The organism is Streptomyces sp. NBC_00385, assembly GCF_035917155.1.
GTDB lineage: Bacteria > Actinomycetota > Actinomycetes > Streptomycetales > Streptomycetaceae > Streptomyces > Streptomyces poriferorum.
In genome coordinates, this window is the sequence record NZ_CP107951.1 from 2,263,267 (window position 1) to 2,288,632 (window position 25,366).

30 protein-coding genes are annotated in these 25,366 nt (G+C 68.9%); 1 reads left to right on the top strand and 29 read right to left on the bottom strand.

The genetic code is table 11. The annotated features are described in order from the left end of the window. Positions 1-101: 101 nt before the first annotated feature. The 12 genes from OG959_RS09900 to OG959_RS09955 form a co-directional block, all read right to left on the bottom strand. Positions 102-515 (bottom strand): transposase, encoded by a 414-nt coding sequence (locus OG959_RS09900; protein WP_326657801.1) that lies wholly within the window; start codon positions 513-515, stop codon positions 102-104. Between the two features lie 185 nt (positions 516-700). After that, positions 701-889 (bottom strand): transposase family protein, encoded by a 189-nt coding sequence (locus tag OG959_RS09905; RefSeq protein WP_326657802.1) that lies wholly within the window; start codon positions 887-889, stop codon positions 701-703. A gap of 260 nt (positions 890-1,149) precedes the next feature. After that, entirely contained in the window at positions 1,150-1,596 is a 447-nt protein-coding gene (locus OG959_RS09910) for a GNAT family N-acetyltransferase (protein ID WP_148020860.1), read from the bottom strand. 164 nt (positions 1,597-1,760) lie between these two features. After that, positions 1,761-2,165 carry a hypothetical protein gene (locus OG959_RS09915; protein WP_326657803.1) on the bottom strand — a complete coding sequence of 135 codons (405 nt, stop codon included), beginning with the start codon at positions 2,163-2,165 and terminating at the stop codon, positions 1,761-1,763. Between the two features lie 97 nt (positions 2,166-2,262). After that, positions 2,263-4,032 (bottom strand): relaxase/mobilization nuclease domain-containing protein, encoded by a 1,770-nt coding sequence (locus OG959_RS09920; protein WP_148020858.1) that lies wholly within the window; start codon positions 4,030-4,032, stop codon positions 2,263-2,265. Beyond that, positions 4,032-4,697 (bottom strand): plasmid mobilization protein, encoded by a 666-nt coding sequence (locus tag OG959_RS09925; protein ID WP_148020857.1) that lies wholly within the window; start codon positions 4,695-4,697, stop codon positions 4,032-4,034. The genes OG959_RS09920 and OG959_RS09925 overlap by 1 nt, the downstream gene beginning before the upstream one ends. Beyond that, positions 4,694-4,918, bottom strand: a complete 225-nt coding sequence (locus OG959_RS09930; RefSeq protein ID WP_148020856.1) for a hypothetical protein — start codon at positions 4,916-4,918, stop codon at positions 4,694-4,696. Before OG959_RS09930 ends, OG959_RS09925 begins: the two co-directional genes overlap by 4 nt. Before the next feature lie 102 nt (positions 4,919-5,020). Continuing rightward, entirely contained in the window at positions 5,021-6,085 is a 1,065-nt protein-coding gene (locus tag OG959_RS09935) for a DUF2637 domain-containing protein (protein WP_326657804.1), read from the bottom strand. Then, entirely contained in the window at positions 6,082-6,648 is a 567-nt protein-coding gene (locus tag OG959_RS09940) for a WhiB family transcriptional regulator (protein ID WP_326657805.1), read from the bottom strand. Before OG959_RS09940 ends, OG959_RS09935 begins: the two co-directional genes overlap by 4 nt. Before the next feature lie 115 nt (positions 6,649-6,763). Next, positions 6,764-7,468 carry an ATP-binding protein gene (locus OG959_RS09945; protein WP_326657806.1) on the bottom strand — a complete coding sequence of 235 codons (705 nt, stop codon included), beginning with the start codon at positions 7,466-7,468 and terminating at the stop codon, positions 6,764-6,766. Next, the gene (locus OG959_RS09950) at positions 7,468-8,487 is read right to left on the bottom strand and encodes a hypothetical protein (RefSeq protein ID WP_326657807.1); all 1,020 of its coding nucleotides are present in this window, start codon (positions 8,485-8,487) and stop codon (positions 7,468-7,470) included. Before OG959_RS09950 ends, OG959_RS09945 begins: the two co-directional genes overlap by 1 nt. Position 8,488: 1 nt before the next feature. Continuing rightward, positions 8,489-8,815, bottom strand: coding sequence for a transcriptional regulator (locus OG959_RS09955; RefSeq protein WP_326657808.1), 327 nt, complete (start codon positions 8,813-8,815; stop codon positions 8,489-8,491). 472 nt (positions 8,816-9,287) lie between these two features. On the opposite strand from OG959_RS09955, the gene OG959_RS09960 reads away from it, so the two are divergent. Further along, a complete protein-coding gene (locus OG959_RS09960; protein ID WP_326657809.1) occupies positions 9,288-10,130 on the top strand; it encodes a helix-turn-helix transcriptional regulator in 843 nt (280 codons plus the stop codon). 25 nt (positions 10,131-10,155) lie between these two features. On the opposite strand, the gene OG959_RS09965 is transcribed toward OG959_RS09960, so the two are convergent. The 17 genes from OG959_RS09965 to OG959_RS10045 all read right to left on the bottom strand — a co-directional run bounded on the left by OG959_RS09965 (position 10,156) and on the right by OG959_RS10045 (position 25,339). Then, entirely contained in the window at positions 10,156-11,418 is a 1,263-nt protein-coding gene (locus OG959_RS09965) for an MAB_1171c family putative transporter (protein ID WP_148020849.1), read from the bottom strand. Positions 11,419-11,427: 9 nt separating this feature from the next. Next, the gene (locus OG959_RS09970; protein WP_326657810.1) at positions 11,428-11,967 is read right to left on the bottom strand and encodes a hypothetical protein; all 540 of its coding nucleotides are present in this window, start codon (positions 11,965-11,967) and stop codon (positions 11,428-11,430) included. Positions 11,968-12,242: 275 nt separating this feature from the next. Continuing rightward, positions 12,243-12,674, bottom strand: a complete 432-nt coding sequence (locus OG959_RS09975; RefSeq protein ID WP_326657811.1) for a hypothetical protein — start codon at positions 12,672-12,674, stop codon at positions 12,243-12,245. A gap of 446 nt (positions 12,675-13,120) precedes the next feature. Then, complete coding sequence (locus tag OG959_RS09980; RefSeq protein ID WP_285570230.1) at positions 13,121-13,252, bottom strand: hypothetical protein; 132 nt, start codon at positions 13,250-13,252, stop codon at positions 13,121-13,123. Between the two features lie 514 nt (positions 13,253-13,766). Continuing rightward, positions 13,767-13,985: a hypothetical protein gene (locus tag OG959_RS09985; RefSeq protein ID WP_326657812.1), complete on the bottom strand. Its 219-nt coding sequence runs from the start codon at positions 13,983-13,985 to the stop codon at positions 13,767-13,769. Between the two features lie 246 nt (positions 13,986-14,231). Beyond that, positions 14,232-15,101 (bottom strand): 3-deoxy-manno-octulosonate cytidylyltransferase, encoded by an 870-nt coding sequence (locus OG959_RS09990; protein ID WP_326657813.1) that lies wholly within the window; start codon positions 15,099-15,101, stop codon positions 14,232-14,234. A 35-nt stretch (positions 15,102-15,136) separates the two neighbouring features. Further along, positions 15,137-15,697 carry an NUDIX hydrolase gene (locus tag OG959_RS09995; RefSeq protein ID WP_148020845.1) on the bottom strand — a complete coding sequence of 187 codons (561 nt, stop codon included), beginning with the start codon at positions 15,695-15,697 and terminating at the stop codon, positions 15,137-15,139. Beyond that, complete coding sequence (locus OG959_RS10000; RefSeq protein ID WP_148020844.1) at positions 15,694-16,815, bottom strand: adenosylhomocysteinase; 1,122 nt, start codon at positions 16,813-16,815, stop codon at positions 15,694-15,696. The genes OG959_RS09995 and OG959_RS10000 overlap by 4 nt, the downstream gene beginning before the upstream one ends. A 31-nt stretch (positions 16,816-16,846) precedes the next feature. Beyond that, entirely contained in the window at positions 16,847-17,845 is a 999-nt protein-coding gene (locus OG959_RS10005; RefSeq protein WP_261991713.1) for an NAD-dependent epimerase/dehydratase family protein, read from the bottom strand. A 34-nt stretch (positions 17,846-17,879) separates the two neighbouring features. Further along, a complete protein-coding gene (locus OG959_RS10010) occupies positions 17,880-18,716 on the bottom strand; it encodes an aminoglycoside phosphotransferase (RefSeq protein ID WP_148020843.1) in 837 nt (278 codons plus the stop codon). After that, on the bottom strand, positions 18,713-19,369 hold the full coding sequence (locus OG959_RS10015) for a histidine phosphatase family protein (protein WP_148020842.1): 657 nt from the start codon (positions 19,367-19,369) through the stop codon (positions 18,713-18,715). The genes OG959_RS10010 and OG959_RS10015 overlap by 4 nt, the downstream gene beginning before the upstream one ends. Beyond that, positions 19,366-20,127 carry a phosphotransferase gene (locus OG959_RS10020; protein ID WP_326657814.1) on the bottom strand — a complete coding sequence of 254 codons (762 nt, stop codon included), beginning with the start codon at positions 20,125-20,127 and terminating at the stop codon, positions 19,366-19,368. Before OG959_RS10020 ends, OG959_RS10015 begins: the two co-directional genes overlap by 4 nt. Continuing rightward, positions 20,124-20,975 (bottom strand): class I SAM-dependent methyltransferase, encoded by an 852-nt coding sequence (locus OG959_RS10025; RefSeq protein WP_148020840.1) that lies wholly within the window; start codon positions 20,973-20,975, stop codon positions 20,124-20,126. Before OG959_RS10025 ends, OG959_RS10020 begins: the two co-directional genes overlap by 4 nt. A 31-nt stretch (positions 20,976-21,006) precedes the next feature. After that, on the bottom strand, positions 21,007-21,516 hold the full coding sequence (locus OG959_RS10030) for a topology modulation protein (protein WP_148020839.1): 510 nt from the start codon (positions 21,514-21,516) through the stop codon (positions 21,007-21,009). Positions 21,517-21,612: 96 nt separating this feature from the next. Next, positions 21,613-22,665, bottom strand: coding sequence for a glycosyltransferase family protein (locus OG959_RS10035; protein ID WP_326657815.1), 1,053 nt, complete (start codon positions 22,663-22,665; stop codon positions 21,613-21,615). Continuing rightward, positions 22,662-24,380: a carbamoyltransferase family protein gene (locus tag OG959_RS10040; protein WP_148020837.1), complete on the bottom strand. Its 1,719-nt coding sequence runs from the start codon at positions 24,378-24,380 to the stop codon at positions 22,662-22,664. The genes OG959_RS10035 and OG959_RS10040 overlap by 4 nt, the downstream gene beginning before the upstream one ends. An 8-nt stretch (positions 24,381-24,388) precedes the next feature. Next, entirely contained in the window at positions 24,389-25,339 is a 951-nt protein-coding gene (locus OG959_RS10045; protein ID WP_148020836.1) for a thymidylate synthase, read from the bottom strand. Between the last annotated feature and the right edge of the window lie 27 nt (positions 25,340-25,366).

A 25,366-nucleotide genomic window follows, 5' to 3' on the forward strand; every position in this document is an offset into this window, starting at 1 on the left:
TTTGTCACCGACGTCGTCAATCAGCACGCATTGGTGGCGCTAACGGCGTGGTCCACGATTGAGGCCCGACGTGTTGGCCTGGCGGGTTGGCTGGTAGTTAATTAGAAGGCGTCTCGCCGGGCGAGTACCAGTGCGGTGCTCAGCTCGCGGCGGGTTGGCCGGTGAGCGGAGCGGTCCGCTACCAGCGAGGCGATCGCGCAGTGGGTTTCGGCGTAGTCCCCGCGTCGGGTGGTGTAGCGCTGGAGCGGGCGCCACTGCCGCAGTTCGGCGTTGGTGTGCTCGACGGTGTGCTCGACGCAGATCCGGGCCGAGGACTGCCGTCGGCGCATTTCCTGCCATGCGTAGTGCTCGCCGAGCGGCGCGTCGTCCTTCGGCTTCTTCGGCGGGGCGCTGACCTGGTCGGGGAATGCGTTGGCCAGGCCCCGGTAGCCCTCGTCGACCTCGGCCTCTACCTCCGGGTAGAGCCGGAACTGCTCCGCGATGCCCTCGGTGCGCACGGCGGTCTGGTCGTGCATGTGACCGGGCCGATCCGCGCCCGACCACAGCAGACGCCCTGACCATCACTGACAGTGGTGGTCTTGATGGTGTTCTGCTTCTTCTTGCCGGACACGAAGGCCCGTCGTCCGGGCTGGCTAGCCTTCGGGCGGCGAACCTGGGGTCTCGGCGCCGTCGATCCGCAGACGGATCCCCTCAGCCTCGGCTAGGCGAACACATCCGCCAGGGTGCGCAGCCTGACGCCGGGGCGGTCGGGGACGGCGAAGCCACGTGCTGCCAGCAGCGGGCGGATCTCGCCGATGGCCCGGGAGACCGTGGAGCGGGCTGTGCCGTGCAGCTCGGCCAGCGCGCCGTGCGGGAGCCCGGTGCGCAGATGCACCAGCGTGACCAGCACGCGGTCGGTGAAGACCAGGTCGTGCTTCGGTCCGGCACCAGCGTCCCTCTGTCGCTCGGTACCACGCCGCTCACGCAGTGCAGACTCACACCGGGCAAGCCACGGGCCTGCCAACTCCTTAATCAAACCGCCGAGATGCGCACGGGAGATGCCGCAGAAGACAGGATGCGACAAGGCCGCACGGGCCCATTGAGACGACACATCCGATGAACTCGTGCGGTCCGCTTCAGGTCACGGGTAACGGGGTGCATCCGCCCCGTCTACGGTCGGCAGAGGTAGAACAGTTCGGGGTCGCCCTCATCGAGGCCGTGGAGAAGGCCGACCGGGCTCCAACCGGCGCGTTGGAGCAGCCGCTGCATCGGCTGGTTGGAGACGTTGGTCGAGGTGAAGAGCTTCGGGGTCGTGCACGAGGCAGCCACGGCGTCCAGCAACCGATGACCAACGCCTCTGCTGCGGGCCGATGGGGCCACCATCAGCATGGTGACGAAGCCCTGTTCGAAGAACGTGTACTCAACCACGCAGTAGCCAAGCAGGCCAGACTCGTCCTCCGCTACGACCACCTGGCCCTGCTGGCACCACTTTCGGATGCTCGCCTGTCGCCCGAAGTCACCTTCGACCGCGACCGCGTCGATCCCGACCAGCGCGGCCCACTCTGACTCACTCGCGCGGCGCACAACGAACTCGCCGAGGTCCACTGCATCGTCCATGAGCTCATGCTGTCAGTTCGCACCAGAAGCCCGTCCTGCCCCCGGCCCTCTATCGCGGACCAGGTCGTAATGTCCCGTGTCGCCGAACCTTGATCGCGTGCCATACCAGTCACGCGGTGATCGTTCCCGGGGGCGCTGCCCCCGGTCCCCCGCGCCTACAGCCCTTAGTCCAGGTAGGTGCCGGCGAAGGCACCGTCGAAGCCGAGCGCGGTGAGGCCGTGCCCGAGGGTGGGGTAGGTCGTTCCGTCCGGGATGGCGATCAGGGCGTCGAAGTCGGCGCGGCTGATCTCGGGTTCGAGCCATTGGTTGCTGCAGCGGCAGCAGACCCAGACGTTGCGGCCGTGGTTGATGAGTAGCCAGTCGCGCCGGGCACGGCAGGCTGTGCACATCACCGGGATTCCGCGGAGTGCCAGTTCACGCGGGTGGCTGAGGCAGCGCGTCACACCGGGACCGCTGGGCGGCTGCGCCTCGTACTCGTGCTGCAGCAAGGGATCGGTGCCGGCGGGGAGGACGGGCAGTACGGTGTTCGGTTCTGCGGGGCGGTCGGTGGGTCTGAGCACGAGCGTCATCTCCCGATCAGGGTGGTCTGTTTCCATCCGTAACAGCAGGTGGAAGTGTCTGTCCAGGGCTTTCTCGAAGGTCGGCGGGCTGGCCCGTCGGCCTTCGTCAGCGGCGCGGCGGGCGGTTGCGTGGGTCGGGCTGGCGGCGAGCTGACGCCGCAGGTGCCATTCGGTTGCAGTTGCCATTGATCGAGGCGTTCGGCTGGCTGGTGTCGGCCTGCGGGTGGCGCGTGGCTTCCGTCGGGTGAGCGGGAAGCTGGGCGAGGCGGCGCAGTCGCCAGACGAGCACGTCGTTGATGTCGTCGGCTGTGTCGAGTTCGCGCATGTCGATGGCTTGCTGGAGAAGTGTCTTGGGGTCGTGGCCTGCTTGCTCCGCCTGAGCAAGGGTGGCGGTCAGAGCGTCGGTCTTCGTGGACGAGCTGTTTGATCGCATCGGGGCTTCGGGCAGTGCTGCGCGAATGGTGGCCTGGTGGGTGCGGCGTTCGGATTCTGGTAGGGCGCGACCTTGGTCTTGCAGTGCCTGCATGGGTGTCGCAGCGGCCTGGCGGTAGGCGGTTCGCAGGTGCTCGGCGGTCTGTCGGGAGGCGTGGGCCTGCTGGGCATGTCCGCGGGCGGAGTGCCAGCGGGCGGCGGCGAGCGTGACCAGGACCAAGGTGGAGAGGAGCATGGCGGTGGTGCCGCCGTCCTCGCCGCGGCCGAGGGCACTGCCGGCCTGGATGATGCCCCGGGCCGCGGAACGGAGTGCCAGGGTGTCGGCACGCTCCGCGCGGACGTGGCTGCGGGTCGCCCGTTCGAAAGCGCGGGCGGCGGCAGCCAGCTCGGCGCGGGTGGCGGCCGGGGAGGTCTGGGCGACCGCGTCCAGGAGTTCTCCGACGCCGACGAGCTGGGCGGCGGCTTCCCCGTCACTGCCTTCGCCATCGAGGACTACAGCGGCACGCTCAACGCTGGCTGTGGCCCCGCGTCGCTCTCGGGCAGGAAGAGACCAGTCCGCCCGCCCGGCGGTCGAAGCCACGTTCTGATCAGCAGTGCCGTCGGCCAGCCGGAGACGGATCTTCGGAAGGGAAAGGTCGGGGGCCAGCTTGGAACCGGGGTACCAGACCGGTTCGCCATGGCGGTTGCGGTCGCCGGGCAGGGCAACGTTGTAGCCGAGCGCGTCACCGGACGGGGCGTGACGCACTTTCACGCGCAGGCCCGCCTCACGAAGCCGGGTGAAGAACTCCTTTTCGTCGTCCGCTCCGGCGAGGGCTTGGCGGACGGCGTCGCGGAGCGATTCGCGGGGGGTCTCGGGGCGACCTGTGCGTTCGGCCTTGAACTTCTCGGCGCTGGTGGGGTTCTTCGCTGCGGTGCCGTCGCCGGCGTTCAGGCGGCGCAGCCCCATCTCTTTCTCGATGTTCCGGCATTCGGCCTGAGCCTTGTTGAAGTCGTAGTTCAGGCGAGGGTTGCGCAGGTCCCCTCGGACCAGGGTGGCGACTATGTGGATGTGGTCGTCCGCGTGGCGGACGGCGATCCACCGGCAGCCGTCGGGATCGCCCGCGGGGGCGATGCCGGCGGCGCGGACGATGCGCTGGGCGATGGAGTTCCACTCCTCGTCGGAGAATCGCCGGTCGCCGGGGGCAGTGCGGACCGAGCAGTGCCAGACGTGCTGGGCGGGTGCGCGGTCGCCGGCCTGCTTGACCCGGAGGTCGAGGGCAGCGGTGAGTCGGGCGAGGGTGACCTTCGGGTCGGGGTCGAGGCCGGTGTCGCGGCCGGGGTCGGGGGCGAAGCCGTCCCAGGAGCCGACGAGGTGCGCGTCGGTGTGCTCCTCGCGCCGTCCGGGGCCGTACAGGTAGACGAGGAGTCCGTGGGTGCGGGAGCCGCGCCCGATGTCGGGCACCATCACAGCCTCCTGGTCACCAGTTCGTTCGCCGCGTCATCGACGCGGGCGAGAAGTACGGTCAGCGCGCCCAGCGCGCGTTCGAGTTCACCGACGCGCGGGTGGCCACCACTGTTGAGGACGAAGGCGATCTGGTTGATGTTGTTGCCAATCCGGGCCAGCGCGGTGCGTAGAGCGGCGAGTTCGTCGATGGCGGCGTCGAGCTGGTCGTTGCTGTGCACGGCAGCGTGCCCACGGGCGGCGCTCAGGCCGGCGGTGGCCAAGAAGCGGGCGACCGTGACGCCGCGCTGGGTGGCGGCGGCGGTGATCTCGGCGTTCTCGGCGTCAGAGAGGCGTGTGGTGGTCTTGCGGGTGCGCTCGGTCGGGTTGCGGTGGCGCCGGCGCGGCTTGCGGCCGGGGAATGCGGGCGTGCTCGTGCTCGGCTGCTCGCGGTGGTCGTTGTGGTCGGCTTCTCCCCTGGTGGCCGGCGCCCCCTGGTGCCGGTTGCCCGGCTGGTCCTCGTGCGCCCTCGCTCGGGGACCAGCCGGGCTTCCCCCGCCCTCCTGGGCGGTGGCAAGTGCGTACGACGGGTCGTAGGACCGTCGTACGCGATAGCTTGCTCCGCCAGGTGCCGTCGTGGGGGCACGCTGCTGTCCGGCGGTGGTAACCACCGGATCGTTGGCCGTCACCGAATCGTCTCCGGGTTTTCCTGTCGCAACTCGCGGACGAGTTCCTCGATCCAGTCCATGGCCAGGACCGGGTGGTGGAGGGTCCAGGGGCGACTTTCCCGGGTTCGTTGCACGGTCCAGGTGTTGTCGAGGCCGGATTGGGCCCGGTGCAGGTGGCCGCGCTCGTGCAGGACGGTCAGCCAGGAGTTGACCTCGGTGGGTGTGGCCGGGTGGGTACGCATGGCTTGCTCTCCGCTTCGCTCCGGAAGGGTGTGGGGCGCGTGTCCGGGGGCGGGTGACCGGCCGTGGGGTCCGGCTCGGTCACCCGCCTCGTGCTGTCCTGTTCATTTCCGGCCTGAGGTGACCGGCTGTCCGTGCTGGGCGCGGAGCTGGGCCATCAGGGCGGTCAGGGTGTCGCTGGACAGCGGTATCTGCTGGCCTCGGATCGCCTGGGCGACCACCTTGCGGGTCAGCTTGTCCTCGGCCCTGACCGCTGACCGGGCAATCTTCAGCAGCTCCTCGGTGTCCGGGTCACTCCGCCGGTCACTGGCTGCCCGGGTGTCCCGTTCAGTGACCTGCGGCAAATTGACTGACCGGTCGGTGTCCGGCTCGTGGCTGTCCTGGCTACCGGTGGCCGGCTCGGTGCCGACCGCGCGGTCAGTGACCGGTGGCGCGGTGTCCGGCTGTCCGACCAGGTCAGGGGCCTCGTGCGGCTGTTCGCGGTCACCGGCGACCGGGCTGCTGTCCGCCGGGACGCTGTCCCCGGTCAGTGAACCAGGACTCGGGGCCGGCTTGTTCAGGGTCGGTCGCGGCCGGTCGGTCAGGGAAGTGACCGGCTGCCCGGCGCTGACCTGATCGGCCTGCGGTTGCCACTGCCTGACCCGGTCAGTCCGGGTGACTGCGATGCCCTCGGTCCGGTCAGTCTGACCGAGGTGACCGGCCTGACCGACGTCCTCCCGGTCACTTCCCCTGGCCGGGCGCCGGGCGATGAGGATGTAGAGGTGGACCGCTCCGGCCAGCGCGAGCGGGGCGATGGTCGACAGCACCGCGACCACCGTGTCCCCCAGCCGGAGCCCCGTGCCGGCGACCGCTTCCTCGTTGAGCCGCACCGCGTGCAAGGCGTTGGCCCAGATGCTGGCGGCGGTGGCTGTGCCGAAGAGTGTCCAGACGTAGAGCCGGGCGCGCAGGGGTGCGTCGCGCAGGACCAGGAGTGCCCGTATGCCGTAGGCGATGAACCCGTCGATCACCAGGGGGAAGAGATAGGTCAGAAAGCCGCGGATGTGGATGGCGACGGCCATCTGCCGGAGGGCGTCGTACGACAGGGCGCAGCCCGCGCTGCCCAGGGCGATGACGACCATGCGGTCCCAGCCGGTGATGTGCGCGGTCGTCGGCGCGCTCGCGGTACTCACGCCGCCGTCCCGAAGTCGTCGCGGCCCTGGCGCTCGCCGTCGGTCTCGGGGGGCGGAGTGGGCTTCGTGGCCGGCTCCAGTTCGCGGTGTACGAGCGCTTGTCGGGTCTCCCGGTACAGCTTCTGCGCATGTTCGTCGGTGATCTTGAGGAGCCAGGCCAGGCGCTCCTCGGTCAGGCCGTGGCGGTAGGCGGCGTGGACAACCGCGCGGCGCTCGGCTTGAGTGAGGTGCACGTCGCGCCCGGCGATGGTGGCGTTGATGCGGCTGTAGTCGAGGCGGTGGGCGAGCTTCTCGTGCAGCGGCTTGCGTTCCTGCTCTGTCAGTCCGCCTCGGGTGCCGTCGGAGTCGCCGCCTTCCAGGGCGGCGTCCAGGCAGGTGCGGCGGACCGGGCACTGGGCGCACAGCGACTTGGCTGCGCTGATCTTGCCGATCTCGTCGGGCTCGGGGAAGAAGAGTTCGGGGTCCACCGGGTTGTACTCGGTGCTCTGGCAGACGGCGTCTGCCTGCCAGGTCTGGTCGCCGAGGAGGCGGTGGCGGGCAGGGCTGATCGTCGTGGTGGTCATGCTGGTTGCTCCGATCGCTCTCCGCGCGCAGGGGCGTCGGCGGAGAGGTGTGCTGGGTCGGGAGGTCAATGGCCGGCGCTCTGGGGCGCGCCCGGGCACGGCGGCCTGTGGCAGGTCAGGCGGCGGCGCGGGAGCGTCTGCGATCGACCGGTTCGAACTCGACCCGGGTGGTCATCTGCGCCAGTCGGGAGGCAACACGGTCTCCCAGGTACGCCCGGAGATCGCTGATGCGCAGGTTGGTGGTGATCAGGGTCGGGAGCATGTGGTTGTACCGGCGGTTGATCAGCCGGTACGTGATTTCCTCGGTCCACTCCGTGGCCCGGGCCGCGCCGAGGTCGTCGATGATCAGCAGCGGGCAGCGGCTGATGACTGCCAGGTCCCGTTCGCTGTCGACGCCCTGTCGGGGGCGGAGTTCGGCGTACAGGTCGGCAGCAGTAGTGGCGCGCCAGCGCACACCGATCCCGCCCTGGACCAGATCCCGGACCGCGCCATACGCCTGGTGTGTCTTGCCCGCGCCGACGACCCCGGCCATCAGGAGGCTGGGGCCGGTGGTGACCTGCCGCCGCGCTCCCGGGCTGGGGGCGACGGCCGCCTCGGTGACCTCCCGGATCCAGGCCAGGACCTGGGGGTGGTCGGCGACGGCAGCCCGGTAGCGCGGGGGCATCCCGGCCGAGAGGGCGTCCAGCAGGGAGAGCGGCTCGGGCTCGTCGGGCAGTGCGGCGACGTCGGCCCGGTCGATGTTGCGAGCGGCGAGGATCCGCGCCATCCGGTCCAGGGTGCCTTCGCCCAGGGTCTGCGGTTCGCGGTTATGGGTGCGCATCACAGCTCCTCGGCGTAGGCGGCAGCAGGGTTGGCCGGGTTGGTCCACGCCTGGTGGGCGGGCACGTTAGGCCGGATTCCCGGCCGCGCCAAACCGCCGGAGCGGGCGTTCATGGCCTCGTTGACCATGCTGGTCAGCACGCTCGGGTGCTTGGGGTTGGCCGCGAAGTTCTGCAGCCCGGCCCGGATGTGCTCGGGGCTGATGCCCTCGCCGAGGAGCTTCTTGGTGATCCGGCCGAGGTGGCCGATCACGTCGCTGGGCGGACGCTCGTCGCAGGCCGCGAGGTACTCGCCGATGAGCTGGTTCACCGAGATGCCGGCTGCGGGCGCTGTGCGCCCCGTAGGGATAGAAGATCCAGGATCCAAGATCCTAGATCCAGGCGCCGAGCCCTCTCCGAGGTTTCGGGGAGGGCTCGGAGAGTCCTCGGAGAATGGGGGCTGACCTGCTGTTTCCCCGTATCCGTGGCCGGGTGGGCCGTCCGGGCGCTCAGGGCCTTCCTGCGCAGCGGCAGGGGCCTCGGTCTCGCGGCCGGACAGCATCGCGGCGGGCTGTGGCGGCAGATCGAGGGTTCGGGGGAGGCTCGGGGAAGGCTCGGCGAGCCCACGGGTGGGAGTCGACGGCTTCTCGATGTTCTTGCTGCAGATGCCCTTGCAAGGGGCGCACCGGGCTTCGGCTTGGTGCTGCGGGCAGGAGGGCAGACGCGACTGGCTGGGCTTGTCGATCTTCTGGTGCTCGGACCAGGTGACGATGTGGAGGTAGCGGCGGCCGTCGCAGCCGGTGTACCGGCAGACAAGGCCGGCGGTGGCGAGTTGGTGGAGGTCGTCTTCGACATGGACCGAGGTGTGCTCGGCGCGCAGGGGCCAGAGCAGCCCTGCAACGATCGCGGCGTTGTCGCGGTGGCGACCGTGGTCGTCGGCCTGGGTGAGCAGGCCGAAGAAGGTCCGCTCGGCTTCGACGCTCACTTCGGCGAGCGACTCGGAGATGAAGCTCTCCGGCTTGATGGTGCGAATCCGTGCCATGTCAGCGGCCCCGGGCAGCGGCGACCATGTCGCTGCGGGTGAGGGTCGCCTCGGCCAGGTCGAAGGTGTACGGATGGGTCCAGTCCGCCTCCGGCCAGGCCCGAAGGATCCAGCGGGCCGCCACTGTGGCGGTGGCACGGCCCAGCTCTATCGTCCTCCCGGCCTCGTCCTTGACGATGGTGTGCGGGTGAGGCCACCTCTGTGTCGGGTCGTTGAGACTGACGCGGATGGTGGCTGCGCCCGGGATCATGTAGGTGAGCTGGACGGCGAGGCGGTGCTGGCGTTCTGCGTGCGGGCAGGCGGACCTACCGCTCGGCGTGGCGAGCATGCAATACTCCGTTGTTCGTAGGAGCGCGGTGCGGCGGTTCTCGTGCAAAAGCCCCGCCGCCCGCGAGATGTGAATCGGCCCCCTCGGGGTGCCGGCCCGGCGCTTGGGAGTTCGTAGCTCCCGGGCGCCGTTCTCGTTTGTGTGTCTGCTCAGCAGACCTTGTGGGTTTGTACCCGCCTCGGACTTCTTGTCCCACCCCCGTTTCCCTGAGTCGATGGCGTGCGACGCCGAACATACGTAGACCAGGCGCCACAAGTCCATGCTTGGTTCTACAACGCTGCAATCCGTCGTGCGGCGGCCCCCTGGGCTTGATGCGCTGCGCGCTGGACGGCCGCTCATGGAGAAATAGTGTGGACATGCGGAGGTGCTACCTCCGGACTTCCCCTCCAGAAGTTACGTGATGTACCTTCGAGAGGCAAGAGGCAATCGATCACCATCCACCCCTGCTGACCAGCGACTTTGGGAGGCCACCTTGCCACCACGCCGCTTCGACGGTGCAGAGCTGCGAGCCGCCCGCCGGCGCGCCGACCTGACGCAGAAACAGGTGGCCCAAGGCTTGGGGCTTTCGGCTCACGTGGCCGTGGCCAGGTGGGAGAAGGGGGAGCGTTTCCCGCCGGCGGAGAAAATGGTGGGTATCGCCGCCATTCTGGGCGTGGACGTCGACACGCTGTTTCCTCGCGAAGGCCCATGTGACCTCGTCGATCTGCGGAGCGACGCGGGATACACGCAGAGCGCTGCCGCCGAGGAGGTCAAGGGCCTCAGTAGATTCGCCCTCGGTGATGCTGAGGGCGGGCGTCGGCGGCTGGATCCTGATGTGATCGCGCCACTGTCCCGCTTGTACGGCGTGGATCCGGAGGCTCTCGGGGCCGCCGAGGATCAGAGCTTCGGCGTGGCCGCGCCTGCGGCAGCACCGCGGAGGCCGCCGAGTCTTGCCGAGAAGCTGAACGGTCTGGTGCGCAAGGCCTTCGACAGCGTTCCGGCACCTGAGATGCTCGCGGAAGCGGTCAACGCGAAGGCGGGCACCCGGCTCACGGCAGCGCAGGTCGAAGCCCTCCTGGCCGGGGCGTCTGCGGCGGACGTCTTCGCCGAGGGAAGCGCGGAGGTAGCCCTCACCGGAATTGCGGCATTCTTCGACGTTCCCCAACTCGCTCTGCAAGACAGAGCGGGCGTCGAGATCCGCGTTCTGTCCGACCTTCAATACCTTGCGGCCCACCACGACATCGCCTTGGCGGCGCGTGGTGGCGACGGAGGAGTGTCGTCACAGATGCTCGCCGTACTCAACGAACTGGTGGCCCGCACGCCCGGCCAGCCCTGATGCGAAATGGCGTCACGCCGCTGGTCTATGTTGCGGTTGCCTGCACCGGTGCCGAGCGGCTGTCCAAATTCTTCTGTGCGAGCCCGGGCTGGCCCGCACGCTCATGGAGCGTATCTACGACCTCCGGGGCGACACGGACGTACACATCAACGACCAGAGCCAGCCAGTACGCCTCCGCGCGGCTGTTCGTCAACGGCTTGTTCGGAAGCGCCCGCACAGGTGAAGAGGCGCGCCTGCCAGCTTTTGCGCTTTCCAGAGCGGCTCTGATCCAGTACGCCTCAGCGGCAGGTTCGGGGTCCTCGTGGATCTCGGCCAGGTACTGGGCGCACGGCAGGAGTCGGGGTGTGGCGTGGTGACGTAGTTGCTCCACCGCATCAGCAATCTCCTGGGTTCGCCGGTCCAGGCGGATGTCCAGGGGGGCCCAGACGCGGAAGGTCTCGCTGAGCCGAGAGCCAGCCGGTTGGAACGCGAGATGCGGGTACTGCAGGATGAGTTCCGACCACAGCGGGTAGAGCTTCTGATAGGTCCGCCACGCCGTCCACCGCTCAGCGAGCACGATAGTTGAAGGTATGGCAGCGCCCACAGCCCAGAGAAGGGCAACCGTGAGCGTGACGGAATCAGCGATCGCGCGCATCGTGACGGCGTTCGCCCTGGTGGGGGCCCACACCGTGATGATGCGCAGTGCCGGGTAGACCGTGTAGATCATCATCGCGGCCGACATGAGGGCCAGGCCGATACGCAGCGACCGGTACTCGGCCCGCCGGCTCGCCCTCGCCCATTGGAAGCAGGCCACGCCCGCGGCAGCACCGAGATAGACGTACGCAATCGTCAGGAAGAGCTCGGCACCCCACTGCCCCGCATGGTCCGCGGCGAAGTCAGTACTCGGCTCCGACCGGTCCACCGCCGTGAAGAACAGAACGATCAAGATCGCCAGCCATGCGAACGCGAAGCCATGAGCGATGCGGCTCACCCAGATGCTCACTGTCACGTGCCTGGGCGATGCCCCTCTGCCCGACGGCCCCTCGTAGACCCCGATGATGTACTTCAGCCCTGCCAAGATCGCAGCGAGGGACATCAGGTACTTCAGCAGAGCCGACAGATCAGTAACCGGCGAGTGGTCCAGTGCAAACTTCACCGGTGGAACCCGGCACCAGAGCGCAGCGGCGAAACCGGCGCAGCACATCCACAGCGCCCTCTGTAGCGCAGCGCCGTTCCACAGGGAGGGGAGCCTCCACAAAGCGGTCGCGGTCATCACAATGGGTACGGCCCAGAGCAGAACATCCAGCATGACCTGCGCTCACCGGCCCCGGAGCGTACGGCGCCGCTGCGGACCGAGCGGACGCGACAGGCTCGACTCCAGCAGGCTTATCGAGTCCGCGCCGGCGACAGACGCCTTCACACGGTGCTTGATCAGATATGCCGAGAGCTCCGCCTCGCGCTCTTCGACGCTGTCGTACCGGGACCGTGCGTGTACAGCCTGGCGCGCAGCACTTTCGGTGCCACTGCTCTGCCGGTACGACTCGGCCATTTCATAAGGCGTCGAGACGGGAGTCAGGCCCGCGCCGTGATCCAGCCATTCGTGAGCCAGCTCGTGAAGAATTACGTGCTCGGTCTGATGCGGGGTGGGTCTCGGACGGTAGAGCACGTACGTGACGGCATCCCCCTTCACGCGCAACCCGCACGCCGTTCGCAAGTCTCCTTGATCGTCTACCGGCACCAGCTCAATGCTGCGGCCTCGGGATTCCTCCATCGACGCCACCAGCGCAGGAATACTGAACGGATCAGGCAGCGACAGACCCGCAAGCTTCAGGTCGCACTGCTTCAGCAGCCCGCGCATTTCTCCTCGCAACCTCATGTTCAGCACTCGCATTCAGCCGACACTCACGTCGGTCTCAAACCTAAGAAGTTTCAGCACACCAACAGGGGCAAGCCGGATCGCCAGCACCGCTCACGTGAAGAAATGCGAACTTCCAGGCGGGTCACTCACGGGGGTCACCCAGATCCCGCTTCGTCTGTTTTGACGCGCGGGAAAGCCGCGTACGCCATGGACCCTAAGGGCTGGGCATTCTCGCCGAGAGTCGTCTCATGGAGACTTTGCCCGGCAACCCAGGGTTAGTCAGACGCGCCGACGGCAATGCCGGCACCGGGTATGTCCAAGCGGCCGCCCTCGGAACCAAGGGTCGCTCGGATCAGACGGAGGTCACCAGGAGTACGCACCCCGCGGGCCCTGAGTTCCTTGACGACGAGTCCTGCGGCAGCAGTGGCACCCGCTGGAGTACGGTCGAATGCGGCCTCCCACCACGAGAGCACCGGAATGAACGAGTGCCACCCTCGCGCGGTCATGACGGCCAGGTGATCGGCATCCCTGTCCGTTCCGTCTCGTCTGTCCGCGAACACCGCGACATCGTCTCTAGGGCTGACCATGAGGGTGAGTTGACCGTCACCGTGATCGATGGTGAAGCCGGCGTCGTTGTCCCCGACCAGCATTTCAAGGTGCTGGCTCCAGGCGCGCAGGAGTGCCTCCAGGGCGCTCTGCAGCTGCACCCAGTCCTTCGCGACAGGGGTAGGTGGCGCGAGCTGAAAGGGTCCGATTCGCTGGTATCGCCAGAGGTACGGAAGCTCACCTTCTCCGGCCTGCGGTCCAGAGGCAGCGCATCTCAGGAATCTCTCGGACTCAGAGTCTTCGTGTGCCGCCGTTCGGCGCACCGACAGTCGCAGCCGGCCATTTCGTCGCGCATCCAGAATCACCGTGTGTGACTCTGTGCGCCATCGAACGTCGGGGCCATCGCCTCCCCCGCCGTACTGCGATGGCAGGCCGAGGCCCTCGAAAAGCTCGGCCAGCACCTGCTTCGACTCATCACTCGCCGACGTCGAGGAGGCCCCGTGGCGGCCTAGGCGTACGGGCGCCGTCCGGAAGTCCTCCTCCGAGGGCTGGCACAGAAGGCGCTGGGCGACTATCGAAAGCGTGGGCTCAGCCGATGCAACTGCATTCATAGGGCAACCATGCCGTAATCATGGGCACAAATAAATAGCGTGTGACGCAGGGCGCATTTGCTGTCGTTGACGTCCAGCGCGTCACGCACGGGATTGATCACCATCACCCCGATGCGGCTTTTGCGCATTTCGTCGCACTCTCCTCCATTTCGAGTTACGTCACTCTCGTGGCGTACCCGCGGGCTTCAATGACATGAACAGGAGGACGCAGCCGATCTTGAGCGACTGGCGGGTGTTACTCCTCCCCATCGCGCCTTGAGTGACGGAGAACTGATTTTCTGGGTGGGGTAGATGTTGCCCCTCTGAGGAAGTTGATCATTCGCACCATCGGGGAGTTTGGAACATTCTCAATGCCCGTACGCCCTATCGCGTAGTGCGACCACCCGTTGCATGACTAATAGTCAGGGTGCAATGGTCTGAAGATTGGTGAAGCGAACTGACACTCGTGGCGGACGACTTGACCAGCAGCGGTCTCGGTGAACATCGGCGTCGGTCGCCTTGTCGTCCCTTTCCCGCGCGTGGCATCAACCGCCGTCTGTTCGACCCGCCCAAGGTTTACGGACACGGCGCCCCGCCAACTGCCGGTCCCGTTTCCTACGACACGGGACCGGCAGCTTTGACACATGGCTCGGAACCGAGGGGCTACTGCGGGTCAAGGCGGACCACCACGTAGGGGCCCGAGCCGGTGTCGCGGACCAAGTCGGTCAGTCCTTGGTGAAGGTGATGGCCGCACAGCAGCGTGACCGGGGGCGAGTCGGCTCGCTCGCGGCGTACAACCCATACCGGCAGCCGCGAGCACAGGAGTTTGTACCGGCGCAGTTCGCCGTCGCAGCGCGCGTCGCGGAGCACGGGGGTATTCACGGGGGTGTTTCGCCTTTCGGTGACAGCGGCGGGGTCCGAGTGCGCGCTATCCGGCGCTGACCTCCCAGCGTCGGCGGGATTGGCCGAAGTGGAGCCGTCCACCGCGCTCGTGGGACATCGGGCAGACACGGAGGTTGGTGCCGAGCCGTGTGTTCGGGGCGCCGCCCGCGGAGAACCTCACTCCCCGGCCCTTAGCGAGCGACCCGCCCCTGGGGGCGATCAGGCAGGCCTCAGAGCTGCTGTTCGCTAGGAGTGAGAGCGGGGGCGTTCCGAAGATCGGGCACGAGTCGCGGATGAGGTGATTCCGTCCCACCGTGCAGAACGTCGTACGGTCCCACGCGTCCGGACCGCTCCGTCGTACTGATCGAGGAAGGTCTCGGCTCGCGTTAGATCCTCCGGAGTGTCCACCGCTACACCGTCGTCCAGGACAGGGACCATCTGTACGGCGTGACCGTGTTCGACCAAGCGCAGCATCTCCACTCCTTCGGCACGCTCCAGAGGCCCCTGCTGGAGCTGACGGAAGCGTTGGAGAGCCGGGCCGGTGAAGCCGTAGAGGCCCAGTTGGCGCAGGTACTTCGGGCGGTCGCCTTTGGGATAGGGGATGGGCTGGCGCGAGAACATCAGGGCCTCGCTGCGGGCCGTGACAACGACCTTGACGACGTTGTGGTCCAGGACGGCGCCGACGTCGACCAGTTCGGTGTAGGCGTTCACTGCCAAGGTGCTCGGCGGCGTGTACTCCAGGGCCTCGGAGACGTCGTCGATGGCAGTCGGTGAGATGAACGGCTCATCGCCCTGGACGTTGATGTACCCCTCAGCCGACAGGCGTTCGGCGACCTCCGCGACGCGGTCGGTGCCGGTGAGATGCTCCCTGGTGCGGACGCAGTCGATGCCCAGTTCGCGGCACGCCGCTTCGATACGCTCGTCGTCCGTCGCGACGACGGCCCCGGCGAGGCGTTTGGCCTCCAGGCAGCGCTGGTGGACGTGCCAGAGCAGCGGCTTGTCGCCGAGGAGGGCCAGTGGTTTGCCGGGGAAGCGAGAAGCACCCCAGCGGCAGGGTATGACGGCGATGTGCCGGCGCGGATGTACGCCGGTCGGTTGGGCTGTGGTGGCGGCCACGTCATCCTCCTGGTCGGCGGGTACGAGTAGGGGCTTCAGGTGAGCTGGGCGAGCTTGGCGCGGACGGTGGGTGAGGCGGCGGTCGCGAACGGCCGCCACTGGTAGCCGTCGACCTCCTCCTCCTGAAGTGTCACCGCATGTTCCGCACCGAAGTGGAAGGCCCAGCGGAAGTCCACGTGGTGGTGGGCCGGCTCGTTCTTCGACGGGTTCGCGTCGATCGCGTGCACGTCGATGTCGAGAGGAACGTCCTCGTAGCCGGCGAGCGGGACGACGGCGCTGGGCGGGATGCCGGCCTCCTCGTGCAGTTCGCGCAGGGCGGCGTCGCGCAAGTGCTGGTCGGCCGATTCGTTGTGCCCGCCGGGCGCCAGCAGTTTCCCGGACGCCTTGTGCGCGATGTGCAGCACGTGCCGTTCACCGTTGATGAGGATGACGCTGCAGGTCACGTGGGCGGGGAAGGTCTTGCGGCTGGTGGGAGCGTCCGCGCCGGCGAGCGCGGCGAACAGCAGCGCCAGGGAGTCGCGTTCGTCCGGGTGGCGGGCGAGGTACGCCTCCGTGACGGCGCGGACGTGTTCGGTGGAGGGTGGCAACGAGGTCACCTTTCGAAGTGGCGGAGCCAGATTCTGGCGATGGTGTCGCGGTCGGCCGCCGGCACCTCGTGCAGTCCGGGCTGGAGTCGCGCGTGGCTGAGTGCGGCGGTGGCGGCGAGTATCTCGGCCTGGACAAGGTGGATGTAGGTGCCGACGGTGGCGCCGTGCACGAAGTTGACGGCACCCCCATCGGCGAGAACGTAGAAGTAGTGGCCAGTGACCTCGTATCGGGTCAACTGCGTTCCGACGAGCTGACGTTCGTAGACGTCATCAAGGCTGCTGAGTTCGAGCTCGTCCTCGGAAGAGGTCACCGATCCGAGGTAGGCGCCGTTGCGCAAGGCGGCGAAATCCTCGTGACGGAGGGCGAGATTGCCAGTGGCGCAGAGGACAAGTTCCGCGTCGTGGACGGCCTCGGTGGTGGACGAGCTGGTGCGGAACCCGAGGGCGTGCGCCTGTACCCGCTTGACCGCGTCGTTGTCGTACACGGTGACGCGCAGGTCCTGGGCGCGCAGCGTCTGCGCAATCGAGCGGCCGATCTTGCCGAACCCGATGACGCAGGCGCTGCGGCTCGTCAGGATGTCCCCGCGGGCGCGGACGAGGGCGTCGGTGGAGAACACGATGGACCGGCCGACGAGGTGGTCCTCGCAGTCCTTGAGCGGTGAGCGGGCCACGGACACGACCGGGCACGGCAGCGAGCCGAGAGCCGCGTACCGCTGGTGTCCGTTCTCAGTGTCCTCGACGACGCCGAGGATGCGCCCAGAGAACTTGTTCACGAGGGTGTCGAGGCTGGCCGCGAAGTACCCGCCGATGTCGACCAGGACGACGTCCTGGCCACCGGCCGTGTCCTCCAGGTAGTGCAGGGCCTGGGTCTCGTCGGTGAACCGCTCCCGGGTCAGATCGTGGACCGGCAGGGTGCGGCGGACGATGTCGAGGGTCGGCCGGTGAATCGACCGGGGCTTGGGGAGGACGGCGCCGATCGTGGACACCGCGGTCATGGCGTGCAAGAACGCCGGTCGTTCCGGGAGCAGGTGGGTAATGACCAGCGTCGTGATCGCCTGCCCGGCGGGGAACTGTGCCGTGATCCTCCTAAAGAAGGCGTCCAGCCGTGCTCGCTCGGGGGTTTCCATGGGCACTCCTCTCGGGTTCCGAGGCGTAGGGCTACGCAGCCCGGCTGTAGTCCGGAACCGGGGCAGCCAGAGCCTGCATGTGGGCGCGCAGTCCGCCGTGGAGGTCGACGCGCGGCTGCCAGCCGAGGACCTCTCCCGCACGGCTGGGGTCGGCACGCGTGAACAGGACGTCCCCGTTGCGCACGTGGTCCTGGTGGAACTGGATCTCGCGACCGGTGAAGCTGTTGGCGATGTTGACCACGTCCAGCAGCGATGCGTTCGAGCCGCCGCCGACGTTAATGGGGCCGTGAGCGTTCGGGACGACGCCGGCGGCGATCGTGGCGGCGACCACGTCGTCGATGTAGGTGAAGTCGCGGCGCTGGTGGCCGTCTCCGTACAAGCGCAGGGGCTGTCCAGTCAGGGCGGCGTACAGAGCGCGGTGGGTGAACATGTCTGCGCGCTGCCGGGGGCCGTAGACGGTGAAGTACCGCAGGGCGACGACGCCGGGGCCGCCGGAGCGCTCGGCGTAGGCGAGGCAGAGCTGCTCCTCGGCCAGCTTGGTCACGGCGTACGGGGAGGCGGGATTGGGGCGGTCGGTCTCGAGGCTCGCGTCGCCGTCGGTCGGACCGTAGACGCTGGAGGAGGAGGCGACGACCAGTCGGGGGACGCCGATCCGGGTGGAGGCTTCGAGGACCCGGTGGGTGGCCAGCACGTTGGACGCAAGGTAGTCGCCGAACTGCGGTCCCCAGGAGGGCCGCACGCCGGGGATGCCGGCGAGGTGGAAGACCGCGTCGGCGTCGATCAGAAGGGGGTCGATGGCGCAGTGGAGGAGGTCGGCCGTGACGTGGTGGTATCCCGGGCGTCCTCGCAGCGGGGCGAGGTTGGCGGCGGCCGTTGGGTCGGTGGAGGGGTCTCGGCGGTCCACGCCGATCACGGTGGTTCCGGCGTGGACGAGGGCGTGTGCGAGGTGGGAGCCGATGAATCCGGCGGAGCCGGTCACCACGGCCCGTCGGGGGGAAGCGTTGGTCGGGGGCTGCTCGTGCTGTGGCACGGGATCTCCAGAAAGGTGTCGTCTAAGGGGCTGGTCAGGTGAGCCGGGACAGGACGGTTCTGCCGTGCGCGCTGAGGGCGGCGTCGTTCTCCTGGTGGCCCTTGACCAGGGATGTGGTCGCCTCGATGGCGCCGAAGGACTCCAGGAGGCGGCGTTCGGTGTCGTTGGGCGAGCGTCCGTATCCGTCGAAGAAGGCGGTGCGGAGGTGGGGTGCGGCCTGCCAGCGTCGGAATTCGAGCCGGGCGAAGTCGCGGACCCGGGCGTCGCGTCGCATGTGCTCGAAGTCGTAGATGCCGAAGGTGTCGCCGAGCAGCCAGTTGCGCGGCTGGTAGTCGAGGTGGCAGATCGCGCTGTCCATGTGGCTGGCGCCCAGGATCACCGCGTGGTGCTTCAGCAGGTTCTCCTCGGCCGCGTCGAGCAGGTCGGCGTGGATGGCCCGGTCGATCCACCGCTGGAACCGCTCGGCGAGCGAGGAGCCGACGGCACCGCCCTGGGGCATGGCCGTGGCCCGGTGCAGCTTGCCCAACACGTGCCCGGCCTCGTGGTGGGCCAGCTCCTCCTCGGGCGAGCCCGGAGCGAAGGTGTCAGCGCGGTCGCCTGCGAGTGCGGTGAGCAGCAGGGTGCGGGTGGCGTCATCCCGGCCGACCAACTCCGGCGCATGGCCGGTCAGGTGGCTGCCCCACGCCGCGTAGGCGTGGAGTTCTCCGGCGTAGCGGTCTCGCTCCGCGTGCTGCTTCGCGATGAACTGACGCCCGTCGCCGGCGACCAGGCGTACGACGCGGGGCGGGAGCGCGGGGTCCGCTGCGATGTCGACTGCGCCGAGGAGGTGGTGCGCCAGTTGTATCCGGGGGTCGTCCGAGGTCGCGATCACGGGGTCGGCTCCGGCGTGAGGAGACTGAGGTGCTCGGTGTCGTTGTGCCGGTCGAGCATCCAGCGGGTCTGGCCCAGGCGGTTGCGGTGGTGCTGCCAGCGGGTGATGGAGGCGTGGTTGTGGGTGAATCCGGCGGGCGAGCCGATCGGGATGCCGAGCAGCAGGGTGTGGGCGGTGATCACCGTCTCCCCGTGGGCGGCGAAGACGACGCGCTTGCCTCGGTTCTCCTTGATGAGCTGGCTCAGGTTCCTGCTGGCGCGCTCCAGGAACCCGTTCCAGGTGTCGGAGCCGTTGGCCCAGGGCGTGTCGGGGTGGGCGTGCGGCCCGCCGTCGGCGGCCGTCTTGACCGCGTCCCAATGCCGGCCGTCGGCGTCGCCGTGGACCGGGCCGTCGAGTCGGTCGTCGTGGTGCACGGGGATCTGGAGCGTCTGGGCGATGATCTCGCCGGTCTGGACGAGGCGGATCCGCGGGCCGGTGTAGACGACGTCGAAGGGCTTCTTCAGGTGCTCGGTGGCCAGGCGGCGTGCGGCCTGTTCGGCTTGGGCGTACCCGAGGTTGGTCAGGCCGGTGCAGGTGCGCGGGCCCCCGACGAGGCCGTCGGCGTTGCACTGGGCCTGGCCGTGACGGACGAAGACGAGTTCAGTGGTGATCATGAGGCTCCTCGGTGGCTGAAACGGAGGGGCAGGCTGTAGTGGTAGCCGTTGCGGCCGACGTATGGGGCGGTGAACACGGCGTGCAGGCCGAGGAAGCTGTCGAGCTGACCTCGGTCCGTGGTGCCCAGCCGGGCGTCGTGGCGTCGGGCTGCCGCGTTGTAGGCGAGCAGGGCGGTGGTGACGGCTTGGTCCGTGAGCGGCCCGTAGGTCAGGTGGAGCGTCGCAACGAGCTTGGCGAGGTCGTAGCCCATCGGGGCGAGGGACAGGTCGTCGGTGTCGACGGCGACGATGTCCTGCGTGCTGGTGACGATGAAATTCCGCGGGTTGCTGTCCTTGTAGAAGGCGCACGGTCCCTCGGTGGTCGCTTCCAGCAGGCCGAGCATCGCGTGCAGTGCCGTCTTGTTCGGCAGGTAGCCCTGCTCGTGGCGTCGCCGTAGGGCGACCTTCCGGGGACCTAGGTAGTCGTCGAACTGCGTGCCGTCCTGGAAGTGGTGCGGGGTGTCCAGCGACGCTGAGTGCAGGTCGCTGGCCCAGGCGGCACCGTGGGCGTGGCCCAGCAGTTCCGCCACGCGCGGGAGGTCATCGGGGCGTACGGAGCGGCCCTCGATCCGTTCGAACGTCAGGGACTGCGGTCCGGCGGTGTGGAGGGCCGGCTGCCGCAGCGGTTTGGCGTGCGCGGTGATCCACCGGTAGTGGCGCACCGCCCCCGCCGCGCGCTCCGGTTCCGCGTAGCGCTTGGTGAACGAGGCGGGGCTCATGCCGGCTCACCTCCTTCCTTCGGCTGAGCGACGACGAAGGTGATCCGGGACCGGGTGGTCAGCGGCTGGTCGGGAAGGAACTCGTGCAGGGTCGCCGCCAAGGCCCCGGGGTTGCCGTACAAGCCGGGCACCAGGTCGTACTTGGGATTGGTGGCCAGGTACTGCGACGTGTGGTCGTGGCCGTCGAAGGTGAAGACGTGCTCCTCGTCCAGGACGGCGATCACGTCGAGCGAGGAGGCGGCCACCACGGCGAGGTTGCCGCTGTGGGCTACGGTGTAGAGGCTCTCGTGCTGGGCGGCACGCGGATCAAGACCGGCGGAGGCGACCAGCTGGTCCATCTCCCGGTAGCTGTCGAGGCCCTTGGTGACGAGCACAGCCACACCACCGGGGGCGAGAACCCTGGCGATCTGCCCGACGACGTCCTCGGGGCGCGGCGAGTGGTATAGGCAGAACGCCGCGACGACGACATCGCTCGACCCGTCGGGCAGAGGGAGGTCGTGGAAGTCGCCTTCGACGAACTCCACCGTGCTGTCGGGCAGGTCCTTGGCGCGCTCGCGCGCATTGGCGAGCAAGGAAGGGGCGGCGTCCAGGCCCACGACGCGCTCGGGCCGGAGCTGCTCGGCGATGACGAGGCTGCTCGTGCCGCGACCGCATCCGATGTCGAGCACCACGCCGAGCCGGTCAGGCCGGGCATGGTGGGTCTGCACCAGGCTGATGATCGTCTCGGGCACCGGATGTCCGGCGGTCTTGGCGCGCATCAGGGCGCTGGTCCGCCCGGCCAGCCGCGAGGCGTGTCCGTACAACTCCGACTGCCGGGCGGGGTCCAGGAACGGGTTGGGCTCGTTCATGCCGCACCCCCTGACAGGGGGCGCGGACCGGTCAGGACTGCTCGGCGGCGACCTTCCGCAGCCAGCGGCGCGTCTGACGCCGGTTGGCCAGCAGCACCACATCGGCGCCGGAGCCGAACTCCTCGATCTTCGCCATCACGCGGGGCCGCATCTTGCGCCGGTACGTGGCGACGTACTTGATCACGCCCCAGTGGATGCGGTTGTGCACCCCGTTGCCCTTGTGCCCGGCCCCGTGCCGGATCTGCCGGGAGAAGATCCCGTACAGCGCCGCCACGGTCGACACGTCCATCAGGACCACCGTGTCGCAGGCTTCGAGCCGTACCTGCAGCGTCGAGTTGTAGTTGCCGTCGATCACCCACCGCGGCTGCCCGACCAGCTCGCGCTGCACGTCGGTGAACTTGTCCAGGGGCAACGCGTTCCACTCGTCGTCGTAGAACGCGGCGTCCAGGTGCGTCACCGGGGCGTCGAGGATCGTGCCCAGTTCGCGGGCCACGTGGGATTTGCCGCTGCCTCCGCAGCCGACGATGGCGACCTTTTTCATGGTGCTCCAGCGTAGAGAGGTTCGGGTGTCCGGCGGACCCATCCTCCGGGACGCGCCCGGAAGATCCGTGTGCCGTGGTCGATCGAGCGGTCTGCATCAGGCAGCTCCCCGCTCGGTCGCGGTGGACTGGAGGAGGCCGTGCAGGACGGACTCCAGGGTGTTGACCTGCTTGCACAGGCCGAACAGGCGCAGGCGGTCCACGCACGCGGCGATCAGGGCGGCGTGCTGCTCGGTGCCGGCGATCTCGCGCAGATAGGAGAGGCGTTCGAGCACGTCGCTGCCGGAGCGCACGACCAGCTCCTTCGGGACGAACCGGTCGGCGAAGCGGATGTCCGCCGGGGCCAGCGGCAGGCAGCCGGCGAGCACGGCCTCGAAGATGCGCTGGGTCATCTGCCCGACGGCGGCGTACCGCTCGGGCAGCATGAGCACCGTGACCAGGGACCGACCGTAGACGCCGGCGGCGGCCTCGAACGGGATCCGGCCCGCGAATCGGACGTGCGGCCAGCGGCTGGTCTTCGTCCACTTCCCGGCGACCAGGTGCTCGACGCGGGCGGCGGCCGGGGCGAAGAAGCGGTCGAAGGGCTCGTCGCGGTCGTACTGGTTGCCCACGTAGCCGAGCGCGAGATCCCGAGGCCGCGCCGCCAGGGTGAGGGGGTCGGCCTGGGCGAGGAGGTCCTCGGCCACGGGGAAGAGCAGCGAGTGCGCGCCGGGGGTCGGCGCGAGCGCGGCCTCGCAGACGCGGGTGTGAGCCGTACGGCGCCACACGCTCTCGGCCCGCAGGGTGCGGTCCTTGTCCCAGATGACGGTGGGTGTCTGGGACCGGGCCGTGTAGTGGTTGATGAGCTGGGCCTGCCGGTGGAGGTCGCAGGTGTGCCCCTCACTGCCGCACACGGTGGTGTTGCGGCCGGGGATGGCCCAGCGCCACTCCAGGAACAGGGCGTCGATGCCCGGCAGGCCGTCGTCGAAGGTGTACGCGCCGCCGAGGTCGTCACCGGCTTCAAGGCGATCGCGGTCGGCCTGGAGAAAAACGATCTCGTGACCGCGGGCAACGAGGGCGTCGATGAAGGGGCGGCGGTGGCTGCGGCCTCCGTCGGGGGTGTCGGTGACGCCGTTGCCGAGGAAGCCCCAGAAGCTGTAACCGATCTTCATTTGGTGATCCACCGCCCTTCGAGGAGCAGGGCGTCGAGCCCGGAGTTGGCCAGGCAGTCCAGGGCCATCTCGGGTGTCCCGCAGATCGGCTTGCCCTTGACGTTGAGGGAGGTGTTGATCAGCACGGGTACGCCGGTCCGGCGGCCGAAGGCGGTCAGCACCGCGTGCATGAACGGGTTCTGTGACCGGGTGACGGTCTGCAGGCGGGAGGTGCCGTTGGCGTGCACGATGGCCGGCACCCGCTCGCGCGTCAGGTCTGTCACCCCGGAGGCCATGGACATGTAGGGCGCCGGCTGGCCGAGGGTAAAGAACTCGGCGGCGCGCTCGGCCGGGACCATGGGGGCGAAGGGCCGGAACGGTTCGCGGAACTTCACGGTGGCGTTCAGCCGCTCGACGACGCCGGTCTCCAGTGGGGAGGCGAGGATCGAGCGGTTGCCCAGGGCGCGCGGCCCGGCTTCGACCCCTCCCTGGAAGAGTCCGGCGATCACGCCGTGGGCGAGCTGGTCGGCGAGGAATTCGGCGGTCTCGATGCCGAGGGTCTTCTGGTGGAGGCCGGGCCAGGGGGTCAGGTCGAGGGGCTGGTCCTCGTAGGAGGGGCCGAGGTAACAGCGGCGGGCGATGCCGGCGAGCGGGCGAGGCGTGCGCGCGTCGACGTGCACGGCGAGGGCGGCCCCGATCGCGGTTCCGGCGTCCCCCGGTGCCGGCGGGACGAACACCTCGTCGAAGATGCCAGCCTCGATGATCTTCCCGATGCTCACGCAGTTCGTGGCGACGCCGCCACCCATGCACAGGCGCCGGGAGCCGGTGAGCACACGGGCGCGGCGGGCGAGGTGGACCATCACCTGCTCGGTCCGCTCCTGGAGGGCAGCCGCCAGGTCTCGGTGGACGTCGGTGAGCGGTTCGCTCGGGTGCCGCTCGGGGCAGGTCTCGGCGACGAACCGCCTGGATGTCCTCGGGTATCCCGAGGTGAGGGTGCGCGTCGGGAAGTAGCCGGGGTGGATACGGAAGCCCGTGGCCGTCGTGCGGACGGCCGTAGTGAACAGGTGGCGGAACCGGGCGGGGTCACCGAGGGCGGCCAGCGCCATGACGGTGCCCTCCTCGTCGCCCCGCCGCCAGCCCAGGTGCTCGGTAACGGCTCCGTACACGTAGCCGAGGGAGGACGGGTCGTTGATCGCTTCCAGGGTTTGGACGCGGGGGCGCTGAACGCCGTGGCCGTGGGCGATGGTGGTGGTCTGCCGCTCGCCCAGGCTGTCGACCACGAGTACGGCGGCTTCCTCCCAGCCGGAGGAGGAGAAGGCCGTGAGCTGGTGGGCTCGGTGGTGCAGGACCGGTGTGACGCGGGCCGAGGGGAACTGGCTGCCGAGGACGCGCAGCCGCCGCCGGGTCCGCAGAGCGACCTTGGCGAACCCGTGGGCGCGGGCCAGGCTCCGGTCGCGCGTGGTCGGCGAGAGCGCCATGCGCAGGGCGGCGGGCGACTCGGCGAGGTAGCGGGCGGGCTGGAAGTTGTAGGCGACGGCGTCCACGTCGGTGGCGCTCAGCTTGGCTTGGTCGAAGAGCCATCCCGCGGCGCGGGACGGGTAGAGCTTGGTGTGCTTCTGCTCGGAGAGGCGTTCCTCCTCGACGAAGCCGACGAGTTCACCGTCCACGAGAAGCGCGGCCGAGGAGTCGTGGGTGTACGAGCACAGACCGAGGATGACGAAGGGGATGCGCTTCATGGCGGCGGTCACCTTGCCCCGGCCGTCACGGCGCGCTTGGCCGAGCGCCGCTCCAGCTCTCCGTACCAGGCGGTGAGAGCCTGGCCGAGGGGCCCGTCGATCGTGTCGGCCGCCCGCCACGCCTGCTCGCGCTTGCCGTCCTTCCACAGCCGGTAACTGCGCAGCGTCTCGGCCATCGCGTCCCAGCCAGGATGGCCGGTCACGTCGCGGGCCTCGACCTGGTCGAGCAGGCCGCCGAAGCCCTTCCACGGCGTTCGCAGGTCGGGCATGACCTCGCTCGCCGAAAGCGAGGTCAGCGCGTCGGCCTGCTCGATGTGCTCGTCGTAGATGTGGAGCGAGCCGATGTGCAGGTGGAACTCGCCGAGTTCCACGTCGAGCCATCCGGCGACCAGCTCGTGCAACACGGTGTAGAAGAACACGTCGTACGGCATGCCGATCCACACGTCCTGGCCGCGCATCATGGTCGCCATGTGCAGGCGGCCGGCGCGCAGGTGGAATCGGAATCCGAGGGTGCAGGGAACGTCCTTGTGCCCGGCGGCGTCCTGGGCTGGGTCGTAGAGCTGGATCAGGGCGCGCCGGGAGTCGGGGTCGGCCTGGAGAATCTCGACGACGCGGGCCAGCTGGTCGACCTTGCCGCCCCAGCTCCGCATCCTGGGCCCGTACGCCCCCAGGAGGACGCCGTCGTCGGCGAACTGCCGCAGCCGTTTGTTGTAGTCGAAGATCCACGAGGCGTCGGATCCGGACAGGTGCCAGACCGTTTCGGCGACGGCGAAGGCCGGATTCACGATGCGGGCGGGCGGGGCGTAGAGCAGGCGGGCACGCGGCTGGGTGAGCAGCAGGTGCACGTCGCGGACTTCGTGGGTGGCCATGCCCCGGGGGCTGATCTTCGCGCCGGATTTGGCCAGTGTGACGGCGCCGGAGAACAGCTCGGCGATGCTGTCGGCCGTGAGGGATGTCATCGGACGGATGCTCCTTCGTCCTGGGCG